We start from the raw sequence: 20488 nt of genomic DNA, 5'->3' as shown, positions 1-20488 counted from the left end.
TCTCTCTCCTAAAATAAACTGTTTCTTTCGAATTCGAGAGCCGTGCGCCGTTCCCGGCCGCGCTCGGACCAATGAGCGATGACCCGTATGGTTGTGACTCCGGGGCGCGGCCAGCCTGTGGCGATATTCCAGGACAGCTTCATTCTCTCCTGACCCGGTGGGATAAGGACGTGATCCGCCTCCTCGCCTGCATCCATCAATCCTGCTGCGCCGTCACCGTCGCGATCGCTGAGGCGGGGATGATCGCCGGGGAGCGCCATCAACTGTTCGACCATGGTGCGTGCCGCGCTCTGCCCCTCATTCAATGCTTTTGCCTGTGCCGCTGCTCGCAGGCCGGTTCCCTGCAGAGCTGCGATAGCCAGGACACCGATGGTGAAAACCGTCATCGCGAAGAGGACTTCGAGGAGTGTGAACCCTTGCCGGTTGCCAGGCATTTTTTACAACCCCATGTTGCGGACATAGACCGATTCGCGCCGCTCGACGGTGCGGCTCTGCCCTCGAAAGGAAAACTCCGCTCCGAGAACGACCTCGATGCGCCGAATCGCGCCGGGCTCCGAAAGTGATTCATTTGCCCCGTCAAAAGGCAGAACCTCTTCCTCCCCCGCTTCATTTCTGCCGAAATAACGAAATTCAAGGCGGGTGATCTTCTCGGCCAGCGGTTGATGGTAGCCCCTTCCGGGACAATCCGTGGCATCGCGTCCGGTGCCGGAGCAGCTGCCGCCGCCCTGGCGTCCGCGGTGGATGCCGAGCGTATCATCGCGGTAGAGGCAGAAGGCCAGATGTTCGTCGGCCCCATCCAGGGCGGACGGGGTGGAGGGCACCAGATCGCGGGTTAAATAGAGAAAATCCCTTTGCGCGACGACTACCCCCGCTCCGCTGGTTGCGCTGGGGTCATAGCCGGCGCTTCGCAGTTCGTGGCTTATGCGGGCCAGCGCCACGCGCAGCTTGTCCTGTGTTTCGATCTGCGCTTTTCCATGCTGGTAAGCCCGCAGATGGCTCTGATACAGGGTCAGCATACTGATGGCGGCCACCGAGGTCAGCGTCATCGCCATAAGCACCTCAAGCAGGCTGAAGCCTGTCCTTCTGTTCAAAAACACCCTGCTTGCGAATCTTCTATGGCGAGAATTCACTGGACCCGAACCCTTCCTCCCGCATTCTGACTGATACGGTAGCTGCGCTGGGTGTGGCGTCCTTCAAGTTGAATCGACCCGCCCAGCCCAAGCGGCAGTCCGCGATTGTTGAATCCGGCGTGCGGAGCACCGCTGAAGGTTGTCCCGACGAGGGACAGAGCTTTCAGCCGGCGAAGGTCGCGGATTGGATCAGACCGTCCCTCCGAATCCCGCGCCAGAATCTGGAAGCCACCGCCGCTGTGTTCATCGGCGAGGGTCAAGGCCAGCAGAACGTCACAATTGCGGCGCGCAGCCTCGGAGCGAGCCCGTTGAAAGGCTTCCACCAAAACGCGAAGTTCTGTTTTTTCCTGGAAACGTGCCTGCCACCTGCCAAGAGCGGGGCCGGTCAGAGAGCAGAGCGTGAAGATAAGGGCGAGAACGATGAGAGTCTCAAGAAGAGTAATCCCTACTTGAGATCGCAATAGAGCTTGCATGGCGGGTCCCCCTGAAACAAACAATCCAGTCTCGAACAACGGTGTCCGAATAAATAACATGATAGAGCGAGGGGATTATGTCTCAGGAAAACAGTCAGCGCAACAAAAAAACAGCTAATGTTCTGATAAAGCTCAGATAGTTCTTATTTTAATCCTTCTGCTCGACAGGAGTTTTACTTCTTGCTGAAGCAATTCACATATCAAGACAAGCCTGATTAAGGGCAAATTCTTGACCTTGCTTAACCTTTTTGCGAAAATGATTTATCATAGTTAATTATTTTTACTGTTTCGACGTTTAATTCATAGGTGTTCTTATATGAGGCTTCAGACAAAGCTGATGGCGGCCATCGGCATGATCTTTTTTCTTTCTTTTGCCGTGGTGGAGTTTTTCGACTACCGCCAGATCCGCCGTGATGTGCAGCGTGACATGTATGCTGAAGCCAAGGTTCTGCATGATTTCATCATGGCGACCCGCTTTGTCTACCAGAGGCAGTTTCTCGAAAGCGGGTTGGAACTGGATGAAAATACATTGGGATTTCTGCCGGGGCATGCCCTGCCGCGCATTGTCCGGCATTTTGAACAATGGAATAACAGCGGCCTGACCTTCAACAATGTGTCGGACCGACCCCGCAACCCGGTCAATCGGGCTGACGGTATCGAGAAAGAGGCGATCCGCTTCTTCAAGGAAAACCCTACGGCCGAAGAGTGGATGGACACCTACCACAGCGAGGAGGGCCAGCGTTTTTTCCAGTATTCCACCCCTTTGTGGATCGACTCCTACTGCCTTAACTGCCACAGCCGGGAGGGGGAAGCTTCACCGACTCTCAGGGATTATTACGACACCGACCTCGATTATGAGATGGAGGATCTTGCTGGAATTCTAAGCATCAAGCTGCCTGCGTCCATTCTGGAACAGCGCGTGGCAAGGCAGATGAAGCAGAACTTTTTTACCCATCTGGGGCTTTTTGCTCTCACCTTTCTCTCTATTTCCTTTTTTCTCAAGCGTTTTGTGCTGCGACCCATGGAGCACCTTAAAAGTGCCACCACGGCCTGGGAAGGGGGCGATTATTCGGTACGGGCGGCCATTGCAGGAAAAGATGAGATGGCCGATATCTCCCAGGCGTTCGATACCATGGCCCGCGCCGTGGCCGACCGTGAAGAGAGCGTTCTGCGAGAGCGAGGCTTTCTGCAAAGCGTCATTGATGGGATTGCCGATCCGATCATGGTGATCGATACTGAATTCCGGGTCTTGTTGATGAATGCCGCTGCCGGACGCGATTCGGCAGACCTTATGACAGAGGAAGAACGGCTCTGTCACCGTTTCTCTCATCACAGCGATGCACCCTGCACCGGAGAAGATCATCCCTGCCCGCTTCGGGAGGTGCTGCGCACAGGCCGTTCGGTTACTGTCGTTCATCGCCATCATCATCAGGGCGAGGAGCGCATCGTGGAACTGGTGGCTTCACCCCTGTGGAGGGGGGATGGTTCACTGCTTGGGATTATCGAGGCTTCCCGGGATATTACCGCGCGGGTGGAGGCGGAAGCCAAGGTCCGAGAGAGCGAGCGCCGCTTGAAGCATCTGGCTCATCATGACCCTCTGACGGGACTGCCTAACCGGTTGCTGTTCAAGGACCGCCTGGAGCACGCACTGGAGCGGGCACGCCGTTCAGGCCGTTCTTTGGCTTTGATGTTCCTTGACCTGGACTGCTTCAAGCATTTCAATGACTCCCTCGGCCATGAGGCGGGTGATCGGATCCTGCGCGAGGTCGCCGAAAGGCTCAACGCCAGTGTGCGGGAAGCCGATACCGTTGCGCGCATCGGCGGCGACGAATTTGTCATAATCCTTGAAGAGATGCATGACAGCGACGAGGCTCGGGCGGTGGCCGCAAAGATCCAGAAGAGTCTTCTGCCGCCCGTGGTCTTGGGCGATGCAGAAGATGACGCCGAGCTGCATATCACCACCAGTATCGGCATCGCGGTATATCCGACCGACGGGCAGACGGCAGAGACTTTGATGATTCATGCCGATACCGCCATGTATGGAGCCAAAGATTGCGGCCGGGACACATTCAAGTTTTATTCCTGAGTTCTCAGTGCTGACGCATGAAATTCCCTACGCCGATAAACAGCGCTACTCCGGGGGGACTCTAAAATATTTTGTCGCAAAACAACCCTAGACAACGCTTCGGCTTTTCGCTAAGGTAGCGTGGCATGACTGTGATTTCACCCAGGAGGCTGCGCCATGAGAGACGAGAGGAAGCAACTGGTTCACTGCGGGAGAACCATCGGTCCTGAAGAAGTGGAGGCGATTCAGGAAACGGTTTCGACATGTTCAGGATTGAGCCGATTCGAACTGGCATTTACCATTTGTGAGCACCTGGATTGGCGCACCGCTTCGGGGAGTTTGAAGAGGGATGCCTGCCTGAAGCTACTGGAGAAGCTCGAACAGCAGGGATTGCTGAAGCTTCCGCGGAAGCGGACCATCGCCCCGGGAGCGGGGCTGAAGAAGCAGCCGAAGCCGACGCGCAGAACGGAGGCGACCACGGCGGTAAAAGGCAGCGTCGCAGAGATCGGACCGGTTCGGCTGGCAGGGGCGGACAGCAAGGATGCGGCCGATCTATGGAACGAGTATGTGAGCCGCTATCACTACCTGGGGTACACGCCTCCCATCGGCTGTTTCCAACGCTACTTCATCGAGAGCGAGAGGGGGCTTTTGGGGTGTCTGCTGTTTTGCGGCGCGGCGAAGTCGTTGCAGGAGCGGGATCGCTTTATCGGCTGGAGCAAGGATGAGCGACTGAGGAACCTGGGGTTCGTCATCAACAACAGCCGTTTTCTGGTGTTTCCCTGGGTACAGGTGAAAAACCTGGCAAGCCACACCTTAGGGAAGGCGGCAAGGCGCATCGGGGACGATTGGCACAAACGTTGGGGATATCGGCCGCTGCTGTTGGAAACGTTCGTGGACCCTGAGCTTTATGCAGGGACCTGTTATCTGGCAGCGAACTGGCAGTACCTGGGGATGACGACCGGCCAAGGTCTGGCGCGCAGGGGAAAGAGCTACAGCACGACCCCCAAGAAGATCTTCGTGAAGCCGCTTGCGGGAGATTTCCGCGGCGCGCTTTGCTCGTAGCAGGCAGGGGGTGGCGCCATGGGCAAAGCGAGCCGCCGTGCGAACCGCGAAGAGATCAAGGCGAAGGCAAGGCAGAGAAAACGCGCGCAGAAGGAACTCGGACGCAAGCAGGAAGAAGAGGGGTTGAAGAGGGCCTCCCACGCCACGATCGCCAACCGCAAGAGCGGCTATAAAAGCGTGGAGGAGGAGGGTCTTGCCCGCAACGAGGCGGCCTGGGAGCAGCTCAAGGTGTTTCGCGGCCAGTTGCCGGTGCTTTTGAGGCGATTGTCGGCGATACCGGATCCGAGAACCGCGAAGAAGACCAAGCACAAGCTATCCGTGCTGCTGATGTTGGGAATTCTGTCGTTCGTGCTGCAGATGGCATCCTCGCGGGAGGTGACCAGGGAAATGAGCCGTCCGATGCTCTGGGAGAACCTGAAGGCCCTGTTTCCCGAACTCGAAGAGACCCCCCACCATGACACCCTCAAGAGGGTATTGTCACAAATCGAGGTGGACCAGATCGCGTCGGTACAGCTGGAATTGATCCGGAAGTGGATACGAAACAAGAAGTTTTCCCGATACTTGGTCAATAATTGCTATCCCGTTGCGGTAGACGGTACGCAGAAGATGGCGCGCGGCTGGCTTTGGGACGAAGAATGCCTGCAACGCACGTTCAATAGAGGGCAGAGCGCGGAGCAGACGCAGTACTACGTCTATGTCCTGCAGGCGAATCTCGCCTTTTCCGGCGGGATGAGCATTCCCTTGATGAGCGAGTTCCTGTGCCATACGCAAGGAGATTCGCACAGGAGCAAGCAGGACTGCGAGCTGAAAGCTTTTTATCGATTGGCTGCGAGGCTCAAAGAGGCGTTTCCGGCGCTGCGGATCATGTTGTTGCTGGACGGGCTCTATGCGAACGGGCCAGTCATGGAGCTGTGCCGCCGGAACAAATGGCAGTACATGATCGTGCTGAAGGACGACGCCTTGCCGAGCACGGTGAAGGAATTTCAGGCCCTGGCACGGCTTGAGCCGAAGAACCGGCATTTTCAAACCTGGGGCGGCAGGCAGCAGCGTTTCAGATGGGCAAACAGGATAGAGTACAGCTTCGGGGCGAACGGCAGGAAGCGGGAGATCGTAAACGTCGTCGAATGTCTGGAGAGCTGGCAAGAGATTGGCAACCAGGGGTGCGACGTGGTGGAAAAGACCAGCCGGCACCTCTGGCTATCGAGTGAGCCCCTCGACCGATGGAACCTCCACGAGCGGTGCAATCTGGGCGCACGCTCGCGCTGGGGGGTCGAAACAGGCTTCCTGGTAGAGAAGCACCACGGCTACCAATACGAGCACTGTTTTAGCCATGATTGGAACGCGATGAAGGGTTTCCATTATCTGATGCAATTGGGGCACATGTTCAACATCATGGCGAGGTATTCGGAAAAGATCGCCAGAATCATTCGGGAGACCGGGGTGCGGGGATTGATCCGCTTGGTACGCGAAACGATAGCGAGTCCGTGGCTCAATCAGGCGTGGATCCGCGAGCAGATTGCTGCCCCTTTCCAGTTACGGCTGACATAAAAGAGGGTCAACCACACCTATCGCCGCAGGCGAAGGGGTAGGTACGCCCTGAATCAGGGGAAACAGCACGTGAGAAGCTCCGCCCACCCTGGGGCAGATGTCTCTGGGGTCATTCGGACAGCATTACGCCTCAAATTTCCCGCCGAGGCGTTGAGCACAGGCGCGGGTCATCGCTTCATGCGTCAGCACTGCTGAGTTCTCCGGGCTCTTGCGGTCTGGCGACGATGGTGCTAGACTCCCGCCATTCTTCCCGCACAGGAGTGACAGCATGGCCCGCACCGATAAAAAGGAACAACCGCAGAAAACGGATTCTCAACAGCAGGATACTCCCCCCAAACTTCCCAATATGGGGCTTGGCATGGTGGCGATTGCCGTCTACATTATTGGCGGAGTGGCTACTTTTGCCGGGATCGTTCTCTGGGTCTTCTACCGGGACGCAACACTCTGGGGGATCGGCACCGGGGAGGCCTTCGGGTATCTTGGCATCTGTGTCGGTCTCATCATGACCATTTTCGGTGTTCTGCTCATGCGCCTGTTCCGCAATCACGGCTGATTTTTCCTGCCTCCTCCCGACCTTTCCCGGCTTGCATACTTTTCCTGTCATTCCCTGTATATTTTCTTCATACATCGCTCAAAAACTCTTCTAAAATCGTTTTAAATCAAAGATTTACGTCTCTCCCTGTTTGCTGAGAGGGAACTGTAAACAGGTGCCGGAGTATGATTTTTACATACGCCGGCACCTGTTTTTTTCTTCCAGTCCGACTCGATTAAAAAATAAATCAAGTAAAAGCAATGACTTAGCGGCAATGTTCGTCATTTTGTAAAAATTGGTACGTCTGATGCTCTATAGGATTATCACAAACCGTATGCGCACCAAGTGCCGAAGGAGGTTGGCCATGAAAATAAAATTACTGACGACATTGCTGATGTTCGGAGCAGCTAACGTGTGGGCCGCGGCGGGGACCGACGGGGATGAAACAAGCCTGATCACCAAGATCTTTCTCGGCTTCTTCGCGCTGATTGTCGCTACCCAGTTGATTCCCGGCCTGATCCTGCTGGGCTCTCTGGTTAAAAGCATGTTCAGCAAACCGCGTGATGCCACACAAGGCAAAGGAACGCATAATTGACCGTCCATTCACTGTTGATTCGGTAAAGGGACAGAAAGGTGGGAGAGACATGGGCGTGCTGATGATTGCCGATAAGGATCCGCAAGGACGCAGGCAGCTGGCCAACATCTTTTCCACGGCGGGTTATCAGGTCGTGGAAACGGATTCGGCGGCCGGCGTACTGCTCGATATCTTCAAAAAAGATGCGCAGGTTGTTCTTTTGAGCGGCGATCTGGAAGAAATTCCTTCCGCCGAGCTGATATCGATCATCAAAAAATGCAATAAGAACATGACGATTATTCTGGTCTCCAACGAGCAGTCACTGCCGTTGATCCGCAAAGTCAGGAAAGAGGGGATTTTTTATCATGCCCTCAAACCGAGCAGCGCGGAGGACCAGGAAGAACTGAAACTGGCCGTCCAGTGTGCCTTTGCCAACGCCGGAGCTACGGTGGCGGGGGGCGCGGGACACAAGAAGATGTAACACTCAAATCACAGGGAAAAGGAGAAAAATGATGAAACACGCAGCAGGATTGACAATGTTGATGGCGGTTCTCGGAGGTGCCGCCCCGGCCCTGGCCGCCGGAGCGCGCGAAGACAGCAGTGGCATTGTCGTATGGATGTTTTTGGGGTTTTGTGCCCTGATCGTAATCGCGCAATTGATGCCTGCGGTGCTGATGATGCTTGGCGTTGTCAAAAGCGCCGCGCGCGATAAGGAATTTACCCCGCAAAAGGCACAACAAAAATCAAAGTAGTGGCGGCGTTTTCGTGGCGATGTCGATTGCTGGGAGAAATTCTTTACACATCGTTCCTGGCCCGCTCTGCAATATCAAAAGGGGCAGGGGAAGAACGAGAGTGAAGAGCAAAGCCGGGTATTGCATTAACCATGCATTCTTAAGAGGGAGGTTGTCATGGAACGGGGAACCTGGACATTTATCATCGTCACGCTTTTCCTGGGGTCAGTAACCGCCGCAGCTGCGGTGCCGGGAATCATGGAAGGATTCGGCGGAATAGTGATCGCGATCTTCCTGGTCTACTGCGCGATTATTGTTGTTGCGCAGCTTTTTTCGGCGCTGTTCGCAGTACAGAAGATTATTGAGGGGTATTTTGAAAAGAGACAGGTATCCAGGCGCGTCGAGTTACGATAGCCCGGCGCTGAGAGACTCTTTCAGAGGGAGGATAAACGTGTATCGCAACATAAGAAACCTAATCATTAGGCTTTTGACGCTGACTGCGTCCCTGTCACTGTTTCTTGTGTCAGGCGTACAGGCCATGGAGACCGAGGATTGCCTGATGTGCCATGGTGATGCCGATATGGTCGGTGAAGCTCTGGCTATCGATGGGGCCAAGTTCGAAGCCACTCTGCATGCCTATATGGGCTGCACTTCCTGCCACAGTGGCGTTTCCGATTCGCATCCCGACGATGGTATCGCGCTCAGCAAGGTCAATTGCAGCGAATGTCATTTCGATGTGGAGCAGGAATATAATTCCGGCGTTCACGCTGGCATGGCCGGCTGCAATGATTGTCATGACCCTCATGCCGCCCTGGCGCCGACGGAAGTCTCCGGGTACGACATGAATGCCATGTGCGCCGACTGCCACATGATCTCCAATACCATTGACAGTCATGAACGTTGGCTGCCTCAGGCCGGTCTGCACATTGAGGCCGTCCCCTGTATTACCTGCCATACCGGATCGGAAGATGTGGTGATCACCTGGTACCTCGTCAAACAGAAAAAAGCCTACGGGGATTTTGTGCTGGTTCCCCCCGAGGAACTTAACAAGCTGGCGGGTGAAGAAGATGTGACCAGACTGATCGATGCCGATGGCGACGGGGTGGTGACCCTTGATGAGCTTAAGGCGTTCAATCGCAATCGCGACTATCGTGACCTGCACATGGTGGGAATGATGACCCCCGAGAAGGTCAGCCATGATTTTCAGATTCTGGACAATCGCTGGGACTGCACTTTCTGTCACGCTTCGGGTCCGGAGGCAATGCAGGTCAGTTTCGTTGCCTTCCCGCGCCCCGACGGTTCCATGGAAAGGATTGACGTGGAAAAAGGAGCGGTGCTTGATGCCCTTTATGGCACACCCAACTTCTACATGATGGGCGCGACCCGCAATAAAACCATGAATATTATCGGTGCGCTGATTATCGCCGGCGGTCTGGTGATGCCCATCGGCCACGGCACCATGCGGTTTCTGACCCGCAAGAATCGTCAGGGAGGAGGACATTAAAGTCATGGCACGCAAACAATACATCTACCTGCAACCGACGCCGGTTCGAATCTGGCACTGGCTTAACGCATTCGGCTTTATCGCCCTCATTTTGTCCGGCATCCAGATTCGCTTCCCCGACAAGGTCAATATCTTCGGCAGCTACCGGGCCGCGATCGAACTGCACAATACGGCCGGCATCGTGGTGAGTATCTCTTTCTGCCTGTGGCTGATCTATTACCTGGTCATTTCACGCAAGCTCGTGAAGCTGTACGTGCCGACCAAGGATGATCTTTCCGGCGGTCTGGTACGCCAGGTGCTGTTCTACTTCTTCAACTACTTTCGTGGCAAGCCCAACCCGCATCATGCGACGCCCGAGGCCAAGTTCAACCCCATGCAGAAATCGGCCTATCTGGTGATCATGATGGTCCTGGTACCGCTGGTGATTCTTTCCGGGCTGCTGTTGCTCAACCTCGGGCCAATGCAGCACCTTGTCATGCTGCTGGGCGGACTCAAGGTTGTGGTCGGTGCGCACTTCCTGCTGGCCTGCGCCCTGGTGGCTTTTCTCTTCACCCATGTCTATCTGGCCACGCTCGGCGCGACGCCCCTCGCATATTTCAAACCCATGTGGACCGGCTGGGAAGAGGTGCATGAGGACGAGCATCATGCGCAATCCCCTCAGAGCGGCCATTGAGTGCTGAGCTGATCGAGGACGCTTCGACATCCTTGCTTTAAATGATTTTTTCCGCTGCATGCCATGGGGCGGTTCACCAACGGGGGTGAGCCGCCCGATTTTTTATGAAGCTCTGCCAGAGGTGAACCGGTGCTTGAATTTCAGGTTTTCCATGAGTGTTGATGGTCGCCATTTTCATTGATCTGTGCTATTCAGTAAAAGTTATGGAGAATCTTCTGTCCAATGCCGTCAAGTATTCCCCCGACTCACGCATCATCGAGGTGAGCGGGCGCTGTGAAGGCAGTGAATACCAGGTGAGCGTTCGCGACTGGGGGATCGGCATGACCCGGGAGCAGTCGGCGCAGGCTTTCGACAAATTCTATCGCGCCGACCACTCCAATATCGCAGTATCCGGCACCGGTCTCGGGCTCTCCATCGTCAAACACATTGTTGCCTCCCACGGCGGCCGCATCTGGATCGACAGCGCAACAGGGACCGGCACCTCCGTTTATTTCACTCTCCCCAGATAATCTCCTCCCTCCCCTTCCCTGCAAGCACCTTGCGCAACTCGTAAATGTTCAGCATGGGGTCGCAACTCCCATGAAAGGGGCACTTTACGCCATCCATGGCCGTTTGATTGGCGCCCTCCCTGGCACCAAACACCCTTGTCATGGAAGCTGCGACCCCGCGAGGTGAATAGATCCCGCAACTGAAACATTTCGATCCTCTTCTCAGCCCAGAAAATCTGTTAATGGAAGCAAATAAATGTTGCAAAAACAATTAAACTAGGCTAAGAATATGAAGTGCGACAGGGTTGGCAACCAGGTTTGCCCGGTCCTGTTTATGTGCTTCGCCGGCTTCCGCCGCCGCGCCGTTTATCGAACCTGCAAAGAGGGGGCTATGGGAGAGTCTTTAAAACGAGTTGAAAAAAGTACGCTGCTGGTGCCGCTGCTTGCCGGTCTGGCGACCCTGGGTTTCCTGGCTGCCGCCGCCGGTATGAATGTTGGAAGCAGAGCGCTGGGATTGATGGCGGCCGTCGCCCTGGTCTGGGGCGCCGGTTTTCCCCGGCACGAAGGCTGTGTGCACGCCACCGATAAAACAACGTGTCTCTGGTGTTCATAGCCGGCATCGGGACTCTTTCTTCATGAAATGGGATTCCTGAAATGAGCGAACAACCCAACGACGCCTTTCGCGAAGAAGCCTACGAACTGCTGACCGAGCTGGAAACCGCCCTGCTGATGCTGGAGGAATGCCCTGATGATATGGAACTCATCAGCCGGGTCTTTCGCGCCATGCACACCATCAAGGGGTCGGGCGCCATGTTCGGTTTTGATGAGATTTCCGCATTCACTCGCGAAATTGAGACCGTTTTCGACCTGGTGCGCAACGGCGAAATCGCAGTCACCAAGGAGATGGTGGACCTGTGCCTGTTGGCTCGCGACCAGATCAAGGCGATGCAGGATGCCTCGGTCGGCGAGGCCCGGGTTGATGCGGCCAGAACCGAGCAGCTGATCCATGCATTTCGCGAGTTCCTGCCGCAACAGCCGGCCGATTCTTCTCAGGGCGGGGATTCTGAGGTCGAAGCCGGCGCCGGTGGTTGATCTGCGGGTCAAATTCGGTATGGCGCCGACGCCGCGCACCGTCAATACCTGCATCATCATCGTCGAAGTCGAGCTGGAGCAGGACACGACCGTACTCGGCGTACTGGCCGACCAGGTGGAAGAAGTTCTCGAAATCGCGCCTCAGAGCATTGAGGCCGCCCCCAGGATCGGTACCCGGCTGCGGACCGAGTTCAATCAGGGGATGGGCATGCACGCAAAGCGATTTACGCCGAAGAACGCATTCACCCCATCCCAGAACCCCTGCGCCGCAAATACCTGCTGCGCAGCCGTGACCGCAGTTCCGGGCTGGTGCGCATCGATTCTGACCTGCGACGGATGCTGCGCTTTGGACGGCTCAATTTCATGGACGAAGATTTCGGCCTGCGGGAATGTTTTCACGTGATCTTCTGCCGTAACGTCATTATTTATTTCGACAAGCCGACCCAGGAGCGGCTGATGCATAAATTCTGTCGCCACCTCGTGGCGGGCGGTTACCTTTTTCTGGGGCATTCCGAGTCTCTGCACGGATTTCACCTGCCTCTGCGACAGGTTGCGCCGACGGTATATCAGCGGGATTGAACCGGATGGCCGAATGTTTTCCTTTCTCGAGGTGCCTGGTTCCGATGAACAATGCGACCCGAAAACAAAATACATCTCCTTCCTGTAAAGGGTGGGAAATGCTGCCGGATCTGACCGGAAAGCGTATTCTGATCGTTGGCGATCACCCCGAATGCCGCGACCTGCTTTATGAAACAGTCGTTTTGTGGGGCGGGGAATGCCATGAGGCGGAAAATGTGGCCCGGGCGCTGGAGCGCGCGCGGGAATTGGCCGCGCAGCCGGGAGGGCTTGACCTGGTCCTGATCGATCTCAACGCCTACGGAGCGCAGGGGCTGGCGGCCGCGCGCAAGCTGGCGGCAGAAGGGGATCTGGCGGATGCGCACATTCTGTTTCTCAACGGTGAACCCTGCCCCTCTGCCGAAGCGGGCCGGCAGGGGCGCGCTTTCTGTGTTGAAAAGCCCTTGAAAGTGGTGGATCTGCAGGAGGCCATTGCGCAGGCACTCTGTGGCGGTGACGCCCGTTTCCCGCGACGTGCAAAACAGCATCCCCCCACCGGGCTTGCGCACAGACCGCGGCGCATCCTACTGGTGGAGGACAACCCCATCAATGCCCGTGCGACACGCACGGTGCTGGAGAAGCGGGGGCACCAGGTGGTGACTGCGGAGAATGGTCTTCAGGCGCTTCGAATTCTGGCCGACCAGTGTTTTGACCTGATTCTGATGGATATTGTCATGCCCGAAATGGACGGGACCACCGCGACCCGCATGATCCGCGCCGGCGCCTGCCCCGCATGCGATCCGGCCGTACCGATTGTGGCGTTGACCGCCCATGTCGACCCCCAGGACCGGCACGGTTTTATGGAGGCGGGTGTTGATGACTTTCTGGCCAAACCGTTTCAGGTGCCGGATCTGCTGGCAATCGTCGAAAATATCGGCCCCGAGGAGGGCTGAAGAGAAGGAACGGAATTTATGCGCATACTCATTGCTGAAGATGATTTCACCAGCCGTCGCCTGTTGCAGAAGATGCTCGAACCCTTCGGCTCCAGTGATGTTGCCGTCAATGGCGAAGAGGCTGTGACGGCCTTCGAGGCTGCACAGAAAGAGGGCCGTCCTTATCAACTGATCTGTCTCGATATCATGATGCCGGAAATGGACGGCCAACAGGTATTGAAGATCATCCGGCGGCACGAAAAAGAGCTGGGGGTGGCGCCGCGTGATGAGGTCAAGGTCCTGATGACAACGGCGCTGGATCAGCCCCATGATGTGGTGGAGGCTTTCTATCACGGGGGGTGCACCGATTACCTGGTCAAGCCGATCGAGAAAAAAAATCTGCTGCTGAAACTCAGGGAATGCAAACTGCTCGACTAGGCTGAAGTGCTGTCGGTCAAAGGCGTGGGCCGGCGGACATTTCGGGGATATGCGCATGGCAAAAAAAATCAAAGTCATGGTGGTCGATGATTCCGCGGTCGTGCGCCAGACCATGGTCGATATCCTCACTTCGGACCCGGACATCGAGGTCACCGCCACGGCCTCAGATCCTTACGTGGCCGCGCGGCGCCTCAAAGAGCAGGTGCCCGACGTCATCACCCTCGATGTCGAAATGCCGCGTATGGACGGGTTGACGTTTCTGCGCAAAATCATGAGCCAGCACCCCATACCGGTGGTCATGTGCTCGAGCCTGACGGACGACGGCTCGGACACCGCGCTCAAGGCTCTCGAATACGGCGCCGTCGATATCATCACCAAGCCCCGCCTGGGCACAAAACAGTTTCTGGAGGAAGCCAAAGTACGCATCTGCGACACGGTCAAGGCGGCCGCCGGGGCGCGGCTGCGCAAGTTTTCGCCGCGTACCCTCGAAGTGTCCGCCAAACTGACCGCCGATGCCGTCCTGCCGGCCGCAAAAAACCGCGCCATGATCCAGACCACTGAAAAGGTGGTGGTGGTCGGCGCCTCCACCGGAGGCACCGAGGCGCTGCGGGTTTTTCTGGAAGCACTCCCCTCCGATGTGCCCGGTATCGTCATTGTGCAGCATATGCCCGAGCAGTTTACCGCTTCCTTCGCCCAGCGGCTGGATGGTTTGTGCCGCATCTCGGTTCAGGAAGCCCGTGACGGAGATACTGTGTTGCGCGGACGCGCCCTGATCGCCCCCGGCAACCGGCACTGCCTTCTCAAGCGCAGCGGTGCGCGCTATTATGTGGAAATCAAGGACGGCCCCCTGGTGTCTCGTCACCGGCCTTCGGTTGATGTGCTGTTCCGCTCCACCGCTCGTTATGCCGGCGCCAACGCGGTCGGAGTGATCATGACCGGCATGGGCGACGATGGTGCCCGCGGCATGCGGGAGATGAAGGATGCCGGTGCCCACACCCTCGCCCAGGACGAAGCCAGCTGCGTGGTGTTCGGCATGCCCAATGAAGCCGTCAAACATGGCGGAGTGGAGCAGGTCGTTTCTCTGGAGCGCATTGCGCGCGAAGTGCTGCGACTGGCGCACTGAGGAAGCTTTTTATCTAACTTCCTTTCGCCGTCTCACTTGCCCGCCTTGACGCCGGCAAATGCCCTCGCTTACACTGACTTCTATCGATCATGATTCACACTTCCCCAAGCCAAGGTCCATGCTTTTTCCATGAATGATATTCTGACCGACCCTCAAGGCGGGCTGCCCCCCGATTCTTCATCCTGGCGCCCCATCAGCCGGGAAGAGATCGACATGTTCGCCCGCGCGCTGCAAAGCGCGTTCGAGGTGGTTGCGGTCAAAGCCAAAGGCAACCGCCGGGTGCTCGACCGTATCGAGGACCCGGCTGAAATGATCCTCGAATATTCTCCCCAGGTCCATTCACCGAAAAAATTTCTCTTTCCCAACTGGGAAAAACTGTTTCGCTTCCGTCTCGGCGGCAGGGTTCTGCTGGAGCCGGAACGTGCGGCGAGTCCCCGGGTTATTTTCGGTATGCATCCCTGCGACCTGCATGCCGTGCGGGTGCTTGATGACTGCCTGTTCGACGGTGAGGCCGACAGCGCCTATCGCGCCAAACGTGAAGTGACCATCCTGATCGGGGTGGATTGCGTGCCCGATGAACACTGCTTCTGCACCAGTATGGGAACGGACCGGGCCGCGGATGGATTCGACCTGTTTTTCCACCGTGTCGCCGGCGGCTACCTGGTGCAGACCGGCAGCCGCCGCGGCGAGCGCCTGCTTTATCTCTACGCGCCGACGGTGGCGCAGCGCCCCTCGGAGCCGCCCCTGCCGTTGCAGGCCAAACCGATTTCCCATCGCCTTGATTTTGTTTCTGAGGATCTGGCACCGCTGATGGAGCGCGTCTATGACCATCCGGTATGGGAGGAGCTGGGCAGTCGCTGTCTGGGGTGCGGGGCCTGCACCATGCTGTGTCCGAGTTGCTACTGTTTCAATGTCGAGGATCGCCTCGACCTCGATCTGGTGGGCGGCGAGCGGGTGCGCACCTGGGATTCCTGCCAGTTCGACCAGTTCACCAAGGTGGCCGGCGGCGACGAATTCCGCGGCAACCAGGCGGATCGGCAGCGGCACCGGTTTTTTCGTAAATACAAATACCTGTGGGATAAATACCAGCGCACCGCCTGCGTCGGCTGCGGCCGCTGCAGCCGGGAGTGTCTCAGCCGCATTGACCCTGTAGCCGTACTCAACCGCCTCCACCAGGAGCAGTCCCTCCCGGCTCCGAAGGCCTCTCCCGCGGCAGAGTATCGTCCGGAGCTGGCTGAAATCCTGTACGTCGAGTCGCTCACGGAGAGCGAAAAGCTCTTTCGGCTGCGCATGCCGCATCCGCTGGAATTCGAACCGGGCGAGTTTCTTGAAATATCCGTTTTCGGCCAGGGGGAAGCTCCCTTTACCATCGCTTCGGCGCCGGTTCAGAGCGACGAAATCGAAGTAGTGGTTCGTGCTGCGGGAGCTTTGACCCAGGCCATGCACCGCCTGCGGCCCGGGGATACTGTCGGGGTGCGAGGCCCTTTCGGCTGCGGGTTTCCGCTGGAACGATTCAACGGCCGCGATCTGCTGGTGGTCGCCGGCGGCATGGGGATGATTACGCTGCGCTCCCTGGTGCTCGGCCTGCTGGCACGCCGTGATGACTATGGCCGGATCATGCTTCTGTACGGGGCGCGCACGGTGGATCATTACCTGTTCCGGGACGAATTGCTCTCCTGGCATCGCGAGGGGAGCATGGACTGCCGCTTCGCCGTGACCCAGGGGGACAACAGTTGGGGGGTGACCCGCGGCGATGTGGCACACCTGTTCAAGGATCTCGATCTCGATCCCGACCGTGTCACCACCGTGGTTTCCGGTCCGGCCCGGATGTACCGCGCAGTCAATCCCCTGCTTTTCCGCTGGGGAGTCGGTGAAGATCAACTCTATCTCAACCTCGAACGCCACATGAAATGCGGACTGGGTAAATGCGGCAAGTGCCGCATCAACGACATCTGCGTGTGCGAGAGCGGACCGATCTTCCCCTATGCACAGGTCAAACACCTGAAAGAAGCGATCGAGCGATGAAGAAACGGATCGGCTTTTTCGATTTCACCGGCTGCGAAGGCTGCCAACTTACGGTGCTCAATCTTGAAGAGCAATGGCTTGAGCTGATCGAGCTGGTGGAAGTGGCTGCGTTTCGCGAGATTTTGGCGGATACGGGCGAAGCTCTCGATATTGCCTTTGTCGAGGGCAGCGTCGGACATCCTCAGGAGGTCAGGCGGTTGGAGGAGACCCGTTCGCGCTGTGAAGTTTTGGTAGCGCTGGGGTCCTGCGCCGACAATGCAGGCATCAATGCCCTGAGCCATTTCTGCGAGCCGCAGCGGCTGGCTTACAGCGCTTATGGCCGTGAGGTGGAGGGGATAGAAAAGACCTTGCCCCGCCCCCTATCCTGCTTCGTCAAGGTCGATGCCCGCCTTCCCGGCTGCCCGGTGGATGGAGAGGAGTTTCTGCAGCTGCTGCAGGCGCTGCTGGTGGGGCGCACTCCGGAACTGCCGACCTATTCGGTCTGCGTAGAGTGCAAGCTGGGGGAATACCCCTGCACCTTCGACCAGGGCACCGTCTGTCTCGGTCCGGTCACCCGTGCGGGCTGTCACGCCCTGTGCATCGCCGGCGGCGATCGCTGCCGCGGCTGCCGCGGCCTGGTGGACAACCCGCGCTCCCACCCCTACCGGCAGATCCTCGAAGAACATGGCCTGACGGTGGAGGATATCCTGTCGGAATTCCGGATCTTTAATCTGCCGCCGGAAAAATCTTGAAATCCCAACGGAGAGGCGCAGAGAGTGAGAATAGATGGAGAGTTCGCCTTGTTTTTTCTCCGTCTCTCCGTTAAAGCTTTTGACTTTAGGATCATATGAAAATCGAGCTCAATCATCTCGCCCGTATGGAAGGGCACGCCAACCTGGTGGTGGATGCCGTGGATGGCGCCATCAAAGAGTGCCGCCTGGATGTGGTGGAATCGCCGCGGTTTTTCGAGGAGATACTCAAAGGGCGTCATTACAGTGATGTGGCGCCCATTGCGGCGCGCATCTGCGGGGTGTGCTCCGTGTCGCACACTCTTGTTTCTCTGGCAGCGACCGAGCAGGCGCTGGGTGTGGTTGTCTCCGACCAGACCCGTGGACTGAGGCGGTTGCTGAGCCATGGCGAGAACATGCAGAGTCACTTGCTGCACCTGTTTTTCATGGCGGCGCCTGACTACCTTGGTGTTTCCAGTCTTACCGAACTGGCCCGCGACCGCCGTGAACTGGTGAGCCGTGCGTTGCGCCTGAAAAAAACCGCGAATGATCTGGTGCGTGTGGTGGGCGGCCGAGCTGTGCACCCGGCGACAACCTGCGTCGGCGGTTTTTCCGTTCTGCCCGGGGTCGCCGAACTGCAGGAGGTCAGGCGCAATCTGGTGGCGGCGCTCGCTGACCTGGAAGAGACCGTGGCCCTGTTCGCTGATTTCGAGATCCCCTGGATGGCGCGCGAGACGGAATATATCTGCCTGCGGACAGAGCAGGGTTACCCCGGGCTTGACGGCGACCTGTTCTCCAGTGAGGGCGTAAGCTGCCCTGTGGCGCGTTTTGAAACAATGATCAGCGAATATCATCAACCCCACTCCAACGCCAAATTTGCGCGCGCAACACGCGAAAACTTCATGGTCGGCCCCCTGGCACGGTATAAAAATGCCGGGGAGCATCTGTCCTCCATGGCGAAGAAGGTCGCCGAGGCGCTGGGTCTCAATCGCACGACCGTCAATCCTTTCGAGGCCAATTACGCGCGCCTGGTGGAAGTGGTCCACTTCCTCGAATCTTCGGTCCACCTGATCGACGGTCTGCTGCTCAAGGGGCTGAAGCCCGAATCCGTGTGGGTGCCGCCGGTGGGGGGCAAGGGGGCTGCTGCCGTAGAGGCGCCGCGCGGTCTCTTGTTTCATTCTTATGCCTATGATGAGAAAGGGCGCATCGAGTCTGCCGATTGTGTTATCCCCACCGCACAGAACCTCGGAAACATCGAGGCCGACCTGCATCACCTCGCTCCTTCGCTTCTGCATCTGCCGCGCACGGAGATGGCTCGCCACCTCGAAATGCTGGTCCGTGCCTATGATCCGTGTATCAGTTGCTCCACCCACCTGATGAAAATCGATTTTGTCTGATCACGCACATTATCAGCATCTCTAATCCGCATTTCTCGCCTATTCAGTCGATCACCTCGGCAACGACAACTATAATCCCTCCGGCCTCGGCGGCCTGCTGGCCGACGCTACGCCTGTGTTCGAAGTGACTGCCATCGATGAAAACGGCAATCCCGTTCTCGAGTCCACCGGCGAGTTCGTAACCGACGGCCTCGATGAGGATCACGACGGCTATTCCGTCTATGTCGGTTTCCAGACCCCGGCGCCGATGGGTAAATTCGGCGTTGAGTACAACTGGGGCTCCAAGTACTGGACACCGTTCACCCAGGCCCAGGACGATATCGTCGGCAGCAAGCTGGCCACCCGCGGTCATGTGGGCGAGGCTTACTACATCTTTGATGTCAACCCCAACATGTTCATCAAGGTGGGTGCCCTGTATTACGACTATGAGTACACCGGCAGCGGTTCTCCGGTGGGCAAGCCGAAAAAAGTCGAGGACGTGCAGGACGGCAAGGAATTCTCCATGTTCCCTGTCATCGACACCGCCTGGGACATCAACGCATCACTGACCGTTAAATTCTGATTTTCGAGAGAACCAAAAGCGCGGCCGGACTTACATGCCGGCCGCGCACGCTCCACCTCCTCCGGCGGCGAAACCGCCGCAGATATTTTTTGCCGGTCCTTGTGGCCGGCTTTTTTTGTGCCATCAAAGTGTGGGAAAGAGAAATACGGAGGGCAACAAAATGTTTTTATTCAGAATCCAGGAAAGTAAGGCTTCCTTTATCGTTAATTATCAGCCCTTCCCCGTGCCGATTTATGGTGCGGCTTGAGAAGGAAAAAGCCCCGGGAATGACAAACCGATTATTCCCGTGGTCGTGATAAGCTTCTGACGCGCGGATTAAAAAAACATCGTCTTGATGGAAATATTCAAAACCATTAAAGGATGACTGTCCCTTGTTGAAATCAATCACCGCTTTGTTCGAAAGCATTTTATAGCGAAGGTTTCCATTGAGGAAGATGTTCAGCTCAAGGTCGGTGATGATTACGCGTGTCAGACGGCCCACCCCGCGGGCTTGTGCGAGATTTTGAATGACCGAGGAGAGATTTACTCCGGAACCGGAGGATGTAGAGGTGTTGGCAAGATCTTCTTCTGTGTTGGCGTCAGAGTCAGGTCTTTTGTGCAGATCGATCGAAGTATTGACAAGATAGGCTTCATTGATCGATTTAACTCGCAGCCCGCCGAACTGTCGAGGGCGAACGAGGAACTGGTCAGCGGCAATGCGTTGAGTAACTTTCCCCTCGTGTGAATAACTTGTGTGGGTGATCCCTCGGATATCGATAACATTTGAGGAATTTTCGATTCTGATAGGGTTTTGATTGTGTTTTTCTCCATCTCGCTCACACGCAGACGATGTAATCGAGATCATTAAAATCAGTAAGATGCGAACCATCTTGCTGGT

At 57.0% G+C, this 20488-nt stretch carries 24 protein-coding genes and 2 pseudogenes; 22 read left to right on the top strand and 4 right to left on the bottom strand.

What is annotated here, in order from left to right; all coding sequences use genetic code 11:
* Window positions 1–8: 8 nt before the first annotated feature.
* From GSUB_RS18230 to GSUB_RS14355, 3 genes are read right to left on the bottom strand one after another with little or no spacing between them, the layout of a single operon-like run.
* A complete protein-coding gene (locus GSUB_RS18230) occupies window positions 9–434 on the bottom strand; it encodes a type IV pilus modification PilV family protein (RefSeq protein ID WP_052464968.1) in 426 nt (141 codons plus the stop codon).
* A 3-nt stretch (window positions 435–437) separates the two neighbouring features.
* Window positions 438–1091: a PilW family protein gene (locus GSUB_RS14360; protein ID WP_158414097.1), complete on the bottom strand. Its 654-nt coding sequence runs from the start codon at window positions 1089–1091 to the stop codon at window positions 438–440.
* Window positions 1092–1126: 35 nt separating this feature from the next.
* Window positions 1127–1603 (bottom strand): GspH/FimT family pseudopilin, encoded by a 477-nt coding sequence (locus GSUB_RS14355; RefSeq protein ID WP_040201399.1) that lies wholly within the window; start codon window positions 1601–1603, stop codon window positions 1127–1129.
* A 316-nt stretch (window positions 1604–1919) separates the two neighbouring features.
* Here GSUB_RS14355 and GSUB_RS18225 point away from each other — a divergent pair, with 316 nt between their 5' ends.
* From GSUB_RS18225 to GSUB_RS14250, 22 genes and pseudogenes are all read left to right on the top strand, one after another.
* Window positions 1920–3689 (top strand): diguanylate cyclase domain-containing protein, encoded by a 1770-nt coding sequence (locus GSUB_RS18225; protein WP_052464967.1) that lies wholly within the window; start codon window positions 1920–1922, stop codon window positions 3687–3689.
* A 156-nt stretch (window positions 3690–3845) separates the two neighbouring features.
* A complete protein-coding gene (locus tag GSUB_RS14345) occupies window positions 3846–4730 on the top strand; it encodes a Druantia anti-phage system protein DruA (protein WP_052464357.1) in 885 nt (294 codons plus the stop codon).
* An 18-nt stretch (window positions 4731–4748) separates the two neighbouring features.
* The gene (locus GSUB_RS14340) at window positions 4749–6278 is read left to right on the top strand and encodes a transposase family protein (protein WP_052464355.1); all 1530 of its coding nucleotides are present in this window, start codon (window positions 4749–4751) and stop codon (window positions 6276–6278) included.
* A 268-nt stretch (window positions 6279–6546) separates the two neighbouring features.
* Entirely contained in the window at window positions 6547–6831 is a 285-nt protein-coding gene (locus GSUB_RS14335; protein WP_235269841.1) for a hypothetical protein, read from the top strand.
* A 343-nt stretch (window positions 6832–7174) separates the two neighbouring features.
* On the top strand, window positions 7175–7405 hold the full coding sequence (locus GSUB_RS14330; RefSeq protein WP_052464966.1) for a hypothetical protein: 231 nt from the start codon (window positions 7175–7177) through the stop codon (window positions 7403–7405).
* 49 nt (window positions 7406–7454) lie between these two features.
* Window positions 7455–7865: a response regulator gene (locus GSUB_RS14325; protein WP_052464965.1), complete on the top strand. Its 411-nt coding sequence runs from the start codon at window positions 7455–7457 to the stop codon at window positions 7863–7865.
* A 28-nt stretch (window positions 7866–7893) separates the two neighbouring features.
* Window positions 7894–8136: a hypothetical protein gene (locus GSUB_RS14320; RefSeq protein WP_318025923.1), complete on the top strand. Its 243-nt coding sequence runs from the start codon at window positions 7894–7896 to the stop codon at window positions 8134–8136.
* 156 nt (window positions 8137–8292) lie between these two features.
* Complete coding sequence (locus tag GSUB_RS14315; RefSeq protein WP_040201397.1) at window positions 8293–8529, top strand: hypothetical protein; 237 nt, start codon at window positions 8293–8295, stop codon at window positions 8527–8529.
* Window positions 8530–8653: 124 nt separating this feature from the next.
* Window positions 8654–9619: a multiheme c-type cytochrome gene (locus tag GSUB_RS14310; protein WP_144402036.1), complete on the top strand. Its 966-nt coding sequence runs from the start codon at window positions 8654–8656 to the stop codon at window positions 9617–9619.
* 4 nt (window positions 9620–9623) lie between these two features.
* Entirely contained in the window at window positions 9624–10292 is a 669-nt protein-coding gene (locus tag GSUB_RS14305; protein ID WP_040201396.1) for a cytochrome b/b6 domain-containing protein, read from the top strand.
* Window positions 10293–10453: 161 nt separating this feature from the next.
* Window positions 10454–10801 (top strand): sensor histidine kinase, encoded by a 348-nt coding sequence (locus tag GSUB_RS14300; protein ID WP_040201395.1) that lies wholly within the window; start codon window positions 10454–10456, stop codon window positions 10799–10801.
* A 268-nt stretch (window positions 10802–11069) separates the two neighbouring features.
* Window positions 11070–11393 (top strand): hypothetical protein, encoded by a 324-nt coding sequence (locus tag GSUB_RS14295; RefSeq protein ID WP_040201394.1) that lies wholly within the window; start codon window positions 11070–11072, stop codon window positions 11391–11393.
* A gap of 41 nt (window positions 11394–11434) precedes the next feature.
* Window positions 11435–11872 carry an Hpt domain-containing protein gene (locus GSUB_RS18220; protein ID WP_052464964.1) on the top strand — a complete coding sequence of 146 codons (438 nt, stop codon included), beginning with the start codon at window positions 11435–11437 and terminating at the stop codon, window positions 11870–11872.
* A pseudogene (locus tag GSUB_RS19800) lies at window positions 11787–11987 on the top strand (chemotaxis protein CheW); the annotation flags it as partial. The gene GSUB_RS18220 and the pseudogene GSUB_RS19800, both read left to right, overlap by 86 nt.
* A gap of 107 nt (window positions 11988–12094) precedes the next feature.
* The gene (locus GSUB_RS18755) at window positions 12095–12451 is read left to right on the top strand and encodes a CheR family methyltransferase (protein WP_084212114.1); all 357 of its coding nucleotides are present in this window, start codon (window positions 12095–12097) and stop codon (window positions 12449–12451) included.
* A gap of 98 nt (window positions 12452–12549) precedes the next feature.
* On the top strand, window positions 12550–13380 hold the full coding sequence (locus GSUB_RS14280; protein WP_040201393.1) for a response regulator: 831 nt from the start codon (window positions 12550–12552) through the stop codon (window positions 13378–13380).
* Window positions 13381–13398: 18 nt separating this feature from the next.
* Window positions 13399–13797 (top strand): response regulator, encoded by a 399-nt coding sequence (locus tag GSUB_RS14275; RefSeq protein ID WP_040201392.1) that lies wholly within the window; start codon window positions 13399–13401, stop codon window positions 13795–13797.
* Between the two features lie 55 nt (window positions 13798–13852).
* Entirely contained in the window at window positions 13853–14920 is a 1068-nt protein-coding gene (locus GSUB_RS14270) for a protein-glutamate methylesterase/protein-glutamine glutaminase (RefSeq protein ID WP_040202630.1), read from the top strand.
* Window positions 14921–15049: 129 nt separating this feature from the next.
* Entirely contained in the window at window positions 15050–16945 is a 1896-nt protein-coding gene (locus GSUB_RS18205; RefSeq protein ID WP_052464961.1) for a 4Fe-4S dicluster domain-containing protein, read from the top strand.
* Window positions 16942–17676 carry an NADH-quinone oxidoreductase subunit B family protein gene (locus GSUB_RS14260; RefSeq protein ID WP_040201391.1) on the top strand — a complete coding sequence of 245 codons (735 nt, stop codon included), beginning with the start codon at window positions 16942–16944 and terminating at the stop codon, window positions 17674–17676. The genes GSUB_RS18205 and GSUB_RS14260 overlap by 4 nt, the downstream gene beginning before the upstream one ends.
* Before the next feature lie 95 nt (window positions 17677–17771).
* Window positions 17772–19049: a Ni/Fe hydrogenase subunit alpha gene (locus GSUB_RS14255; protein WP_040201390.1), complete on the top strand. Its 1278-nt coding sequence runs from the start codon at window positions 17772–17774 to the stop codon at window positions 19047–19049.
* A gap of 67 nt (window positions 19050–19116) precedes the next feature.
* Window positions 19117–19611: pseudogene (locus GSUB_RS14250) on the top strand (DUF3373 family protein); the annotation flags it as partial.
* A gap of 166 nt (window positions 19612–19777) precedes the next feature.
* Here the strand turns inward: GSUB_RS14250 and GSUB_RS14245 are convergent.
* Window positions 19778–20479 (bottom strand): hypothetical protein, encoded by a 702-nt coding sequence (locus tag GSUB_RS14245; RefSeq protein WP_040201388.1) that lies wholly within the window; start codon window positions 20477–20479, stop codon window positions 19778–19780.
* Window positions 20480–20488 lie beyond the last annotated feature (9 nt).

This window comes from Geoalkalibacter subterraneus (assembly GCF_000827125.1).
In the GTDB taxonomy this organism is placed as follows: domain Bacteria; phylum Desulfobacterota; class Desulfuromonadia; order Desulfuromonadales; family Geoalkalibacteraceae; genus Geoalkalibacter_A; species Geoalkalibacter_A subterraneus.
The sequence above is the reverse complement of the archived record's forward strand: the minus strand, read 5'-3'. Positions and strand labels throughout refer to the sequence as shown.

Bases quoted from the DNA above. Each gene is read 5' to 3' on its own strand.
- GSUB_RS14300 (WP_040201395.1), top strand. From the start codon at position 10,454: ATGGTCGCCATTTTCATTGATCTGTGCTATTCAGTAAAAGTTATGGAG.
- GSUB_RS14245 (WP_040201388.1), bottom strand. From the start codon at position 20,479: ATGGTTCGCATCTTACTGATTTTAATGATCTCGATTACATCGTCTGCG.
- GSUB_RS14315 (WP_040201397.1), top strand. From the start codon at position 8,293: ATGGAACGGGGAACCTGGACATTTATCATCGTCACGCTTTTCCTGGGG.
- GSUB_RS14335 (WP_235269841.1), top strand. From the start codon at position 6,547: ATGGCCCGCACCGATAAAAAGGAACAACCGCAGAAAACGGATTCTCAA.
- GSUB_RS14260 (WP_040201391.1), top strand. From the start codon at position 16,942: ATGAAGAAACGGATCGGCTTTTTCGATTTCACCGGCTGCGAAGGCTGC.
- GSUB_RS18230 (WP_052464968.1), bottom strand. From the start codon at position 434: ATGCCTGGCAACCGGCAAGGGTTCACACTCCTCGAAGTCCTCTTCGCG.
- GSUB_RS18225 (WP_052464967.1), top strand. From the start codon at position 1,920: ATGAGGCTTCAGACAAAGCTGATGGCGGCCATCGGCATGATCTTTTTT.
- GSUB_RS14275 (WP_040201392.1), top strand. From the start codon at position 13,399: ATGCGCATACTCATTGCTGAAGATGATTTCACCAGCCGTCGCCTGTTG.
- GSUB_RS14305 (WP_040201396.1), top strand. From the start codon at position 9,624: ATGGCACGCAAACAATACATCTACCTGCAACCGACGCCGGTTCGAATC.
- GSUB_RS14310 (WP_144402036.1), top strand. From the start codon at position 8,654: ATGGAGACCGAGGATTGCCTGATGTGCCATGGTGATGCCGATATGGTC.
- GSUB_RS14320 (WP_318025923.1), top strand. From the start codon at position 7,894: ATGATGAAACACGCAGCAGGATTGACAATGTTGATGGCGGTTCTCGGA.
- GSUB_RS14340 (WP_052464355.1), top strand. From the start codon at position 4,749: ATGGGCAAAGCGAGCCGCCGTGCGAACCGCGAAGAGATCAAGGCGAAG.
- GSUB_RS14270 (WP_040202630.1), top strand. From the start codon at position 13,853: ATGGCAAAAAAAATCAAAGTCATGGTGGTCGATGATTCCGCGGTCGTG.
- GSUB_RS18205 (WP_052464961.1), top strand. From the start codon at position 15,050: ATGAATGATATTCTGACCGACCCTCAAGGCGGGCTGCCCCCCGATTCT.
- GSUB_RS14355 (WP_040201399.1), bottom strand. From the start codon at position 1,603: ATGCAAGCTCTATTGCGATCTCAAGTAGGGATTACTCTTCTTGAGACT.
- GSUB_RS14295 (WP_040201394.1), top strand. From the start codon at position 11,070: ATGAAGTGCGACAGGGTTGGCAACCAGGTTTGCCCGGTCCTGTTTATG.
- GSUB_RS18220 (WP_052464964.1), top strand. From the start codon at position 11,435: ATGAGCGAACAACCCAACGACGCCTTTCGCGAAGAAGCCTACGAACTG.
- GSUB_RS14280 (WP_040201393.1), top strand. From the start codon at position 12,550: ATGCTGCCGGATCTGACCGGAAAGCGTATTCTGATCGTTGGCGATCAC.
- GSUB_RS14345 (WP_052464357.1), top strand. From the start codon at position 3,846: ATGAGAGACGAGAGGAAGCAACTGGTTCACTGCGGGAGAACCATCGGT.
- GSUB_RS14255 (WP_040201390.1), top strand. From the start codon at position 17,772: ATGAAAATCGAGCTCAATCATCTCGCCCGTATGGAAGGGCACGCCAAC.
- GSUB_RS14325 (WP_052464965.1), top strand. From the start codon at position 7,455: ATGGGCGTGCTGATGATTGCCGATAAGGATCCGCAAGGACGCAGGCAG.
- GSUB_RS14330 (WP_052464966.1), top strand. From the start codon at position 7,175: ATGAAAATAAAATTACTGACGACATTGCTGATGTTCGGAGCAGCTAAC.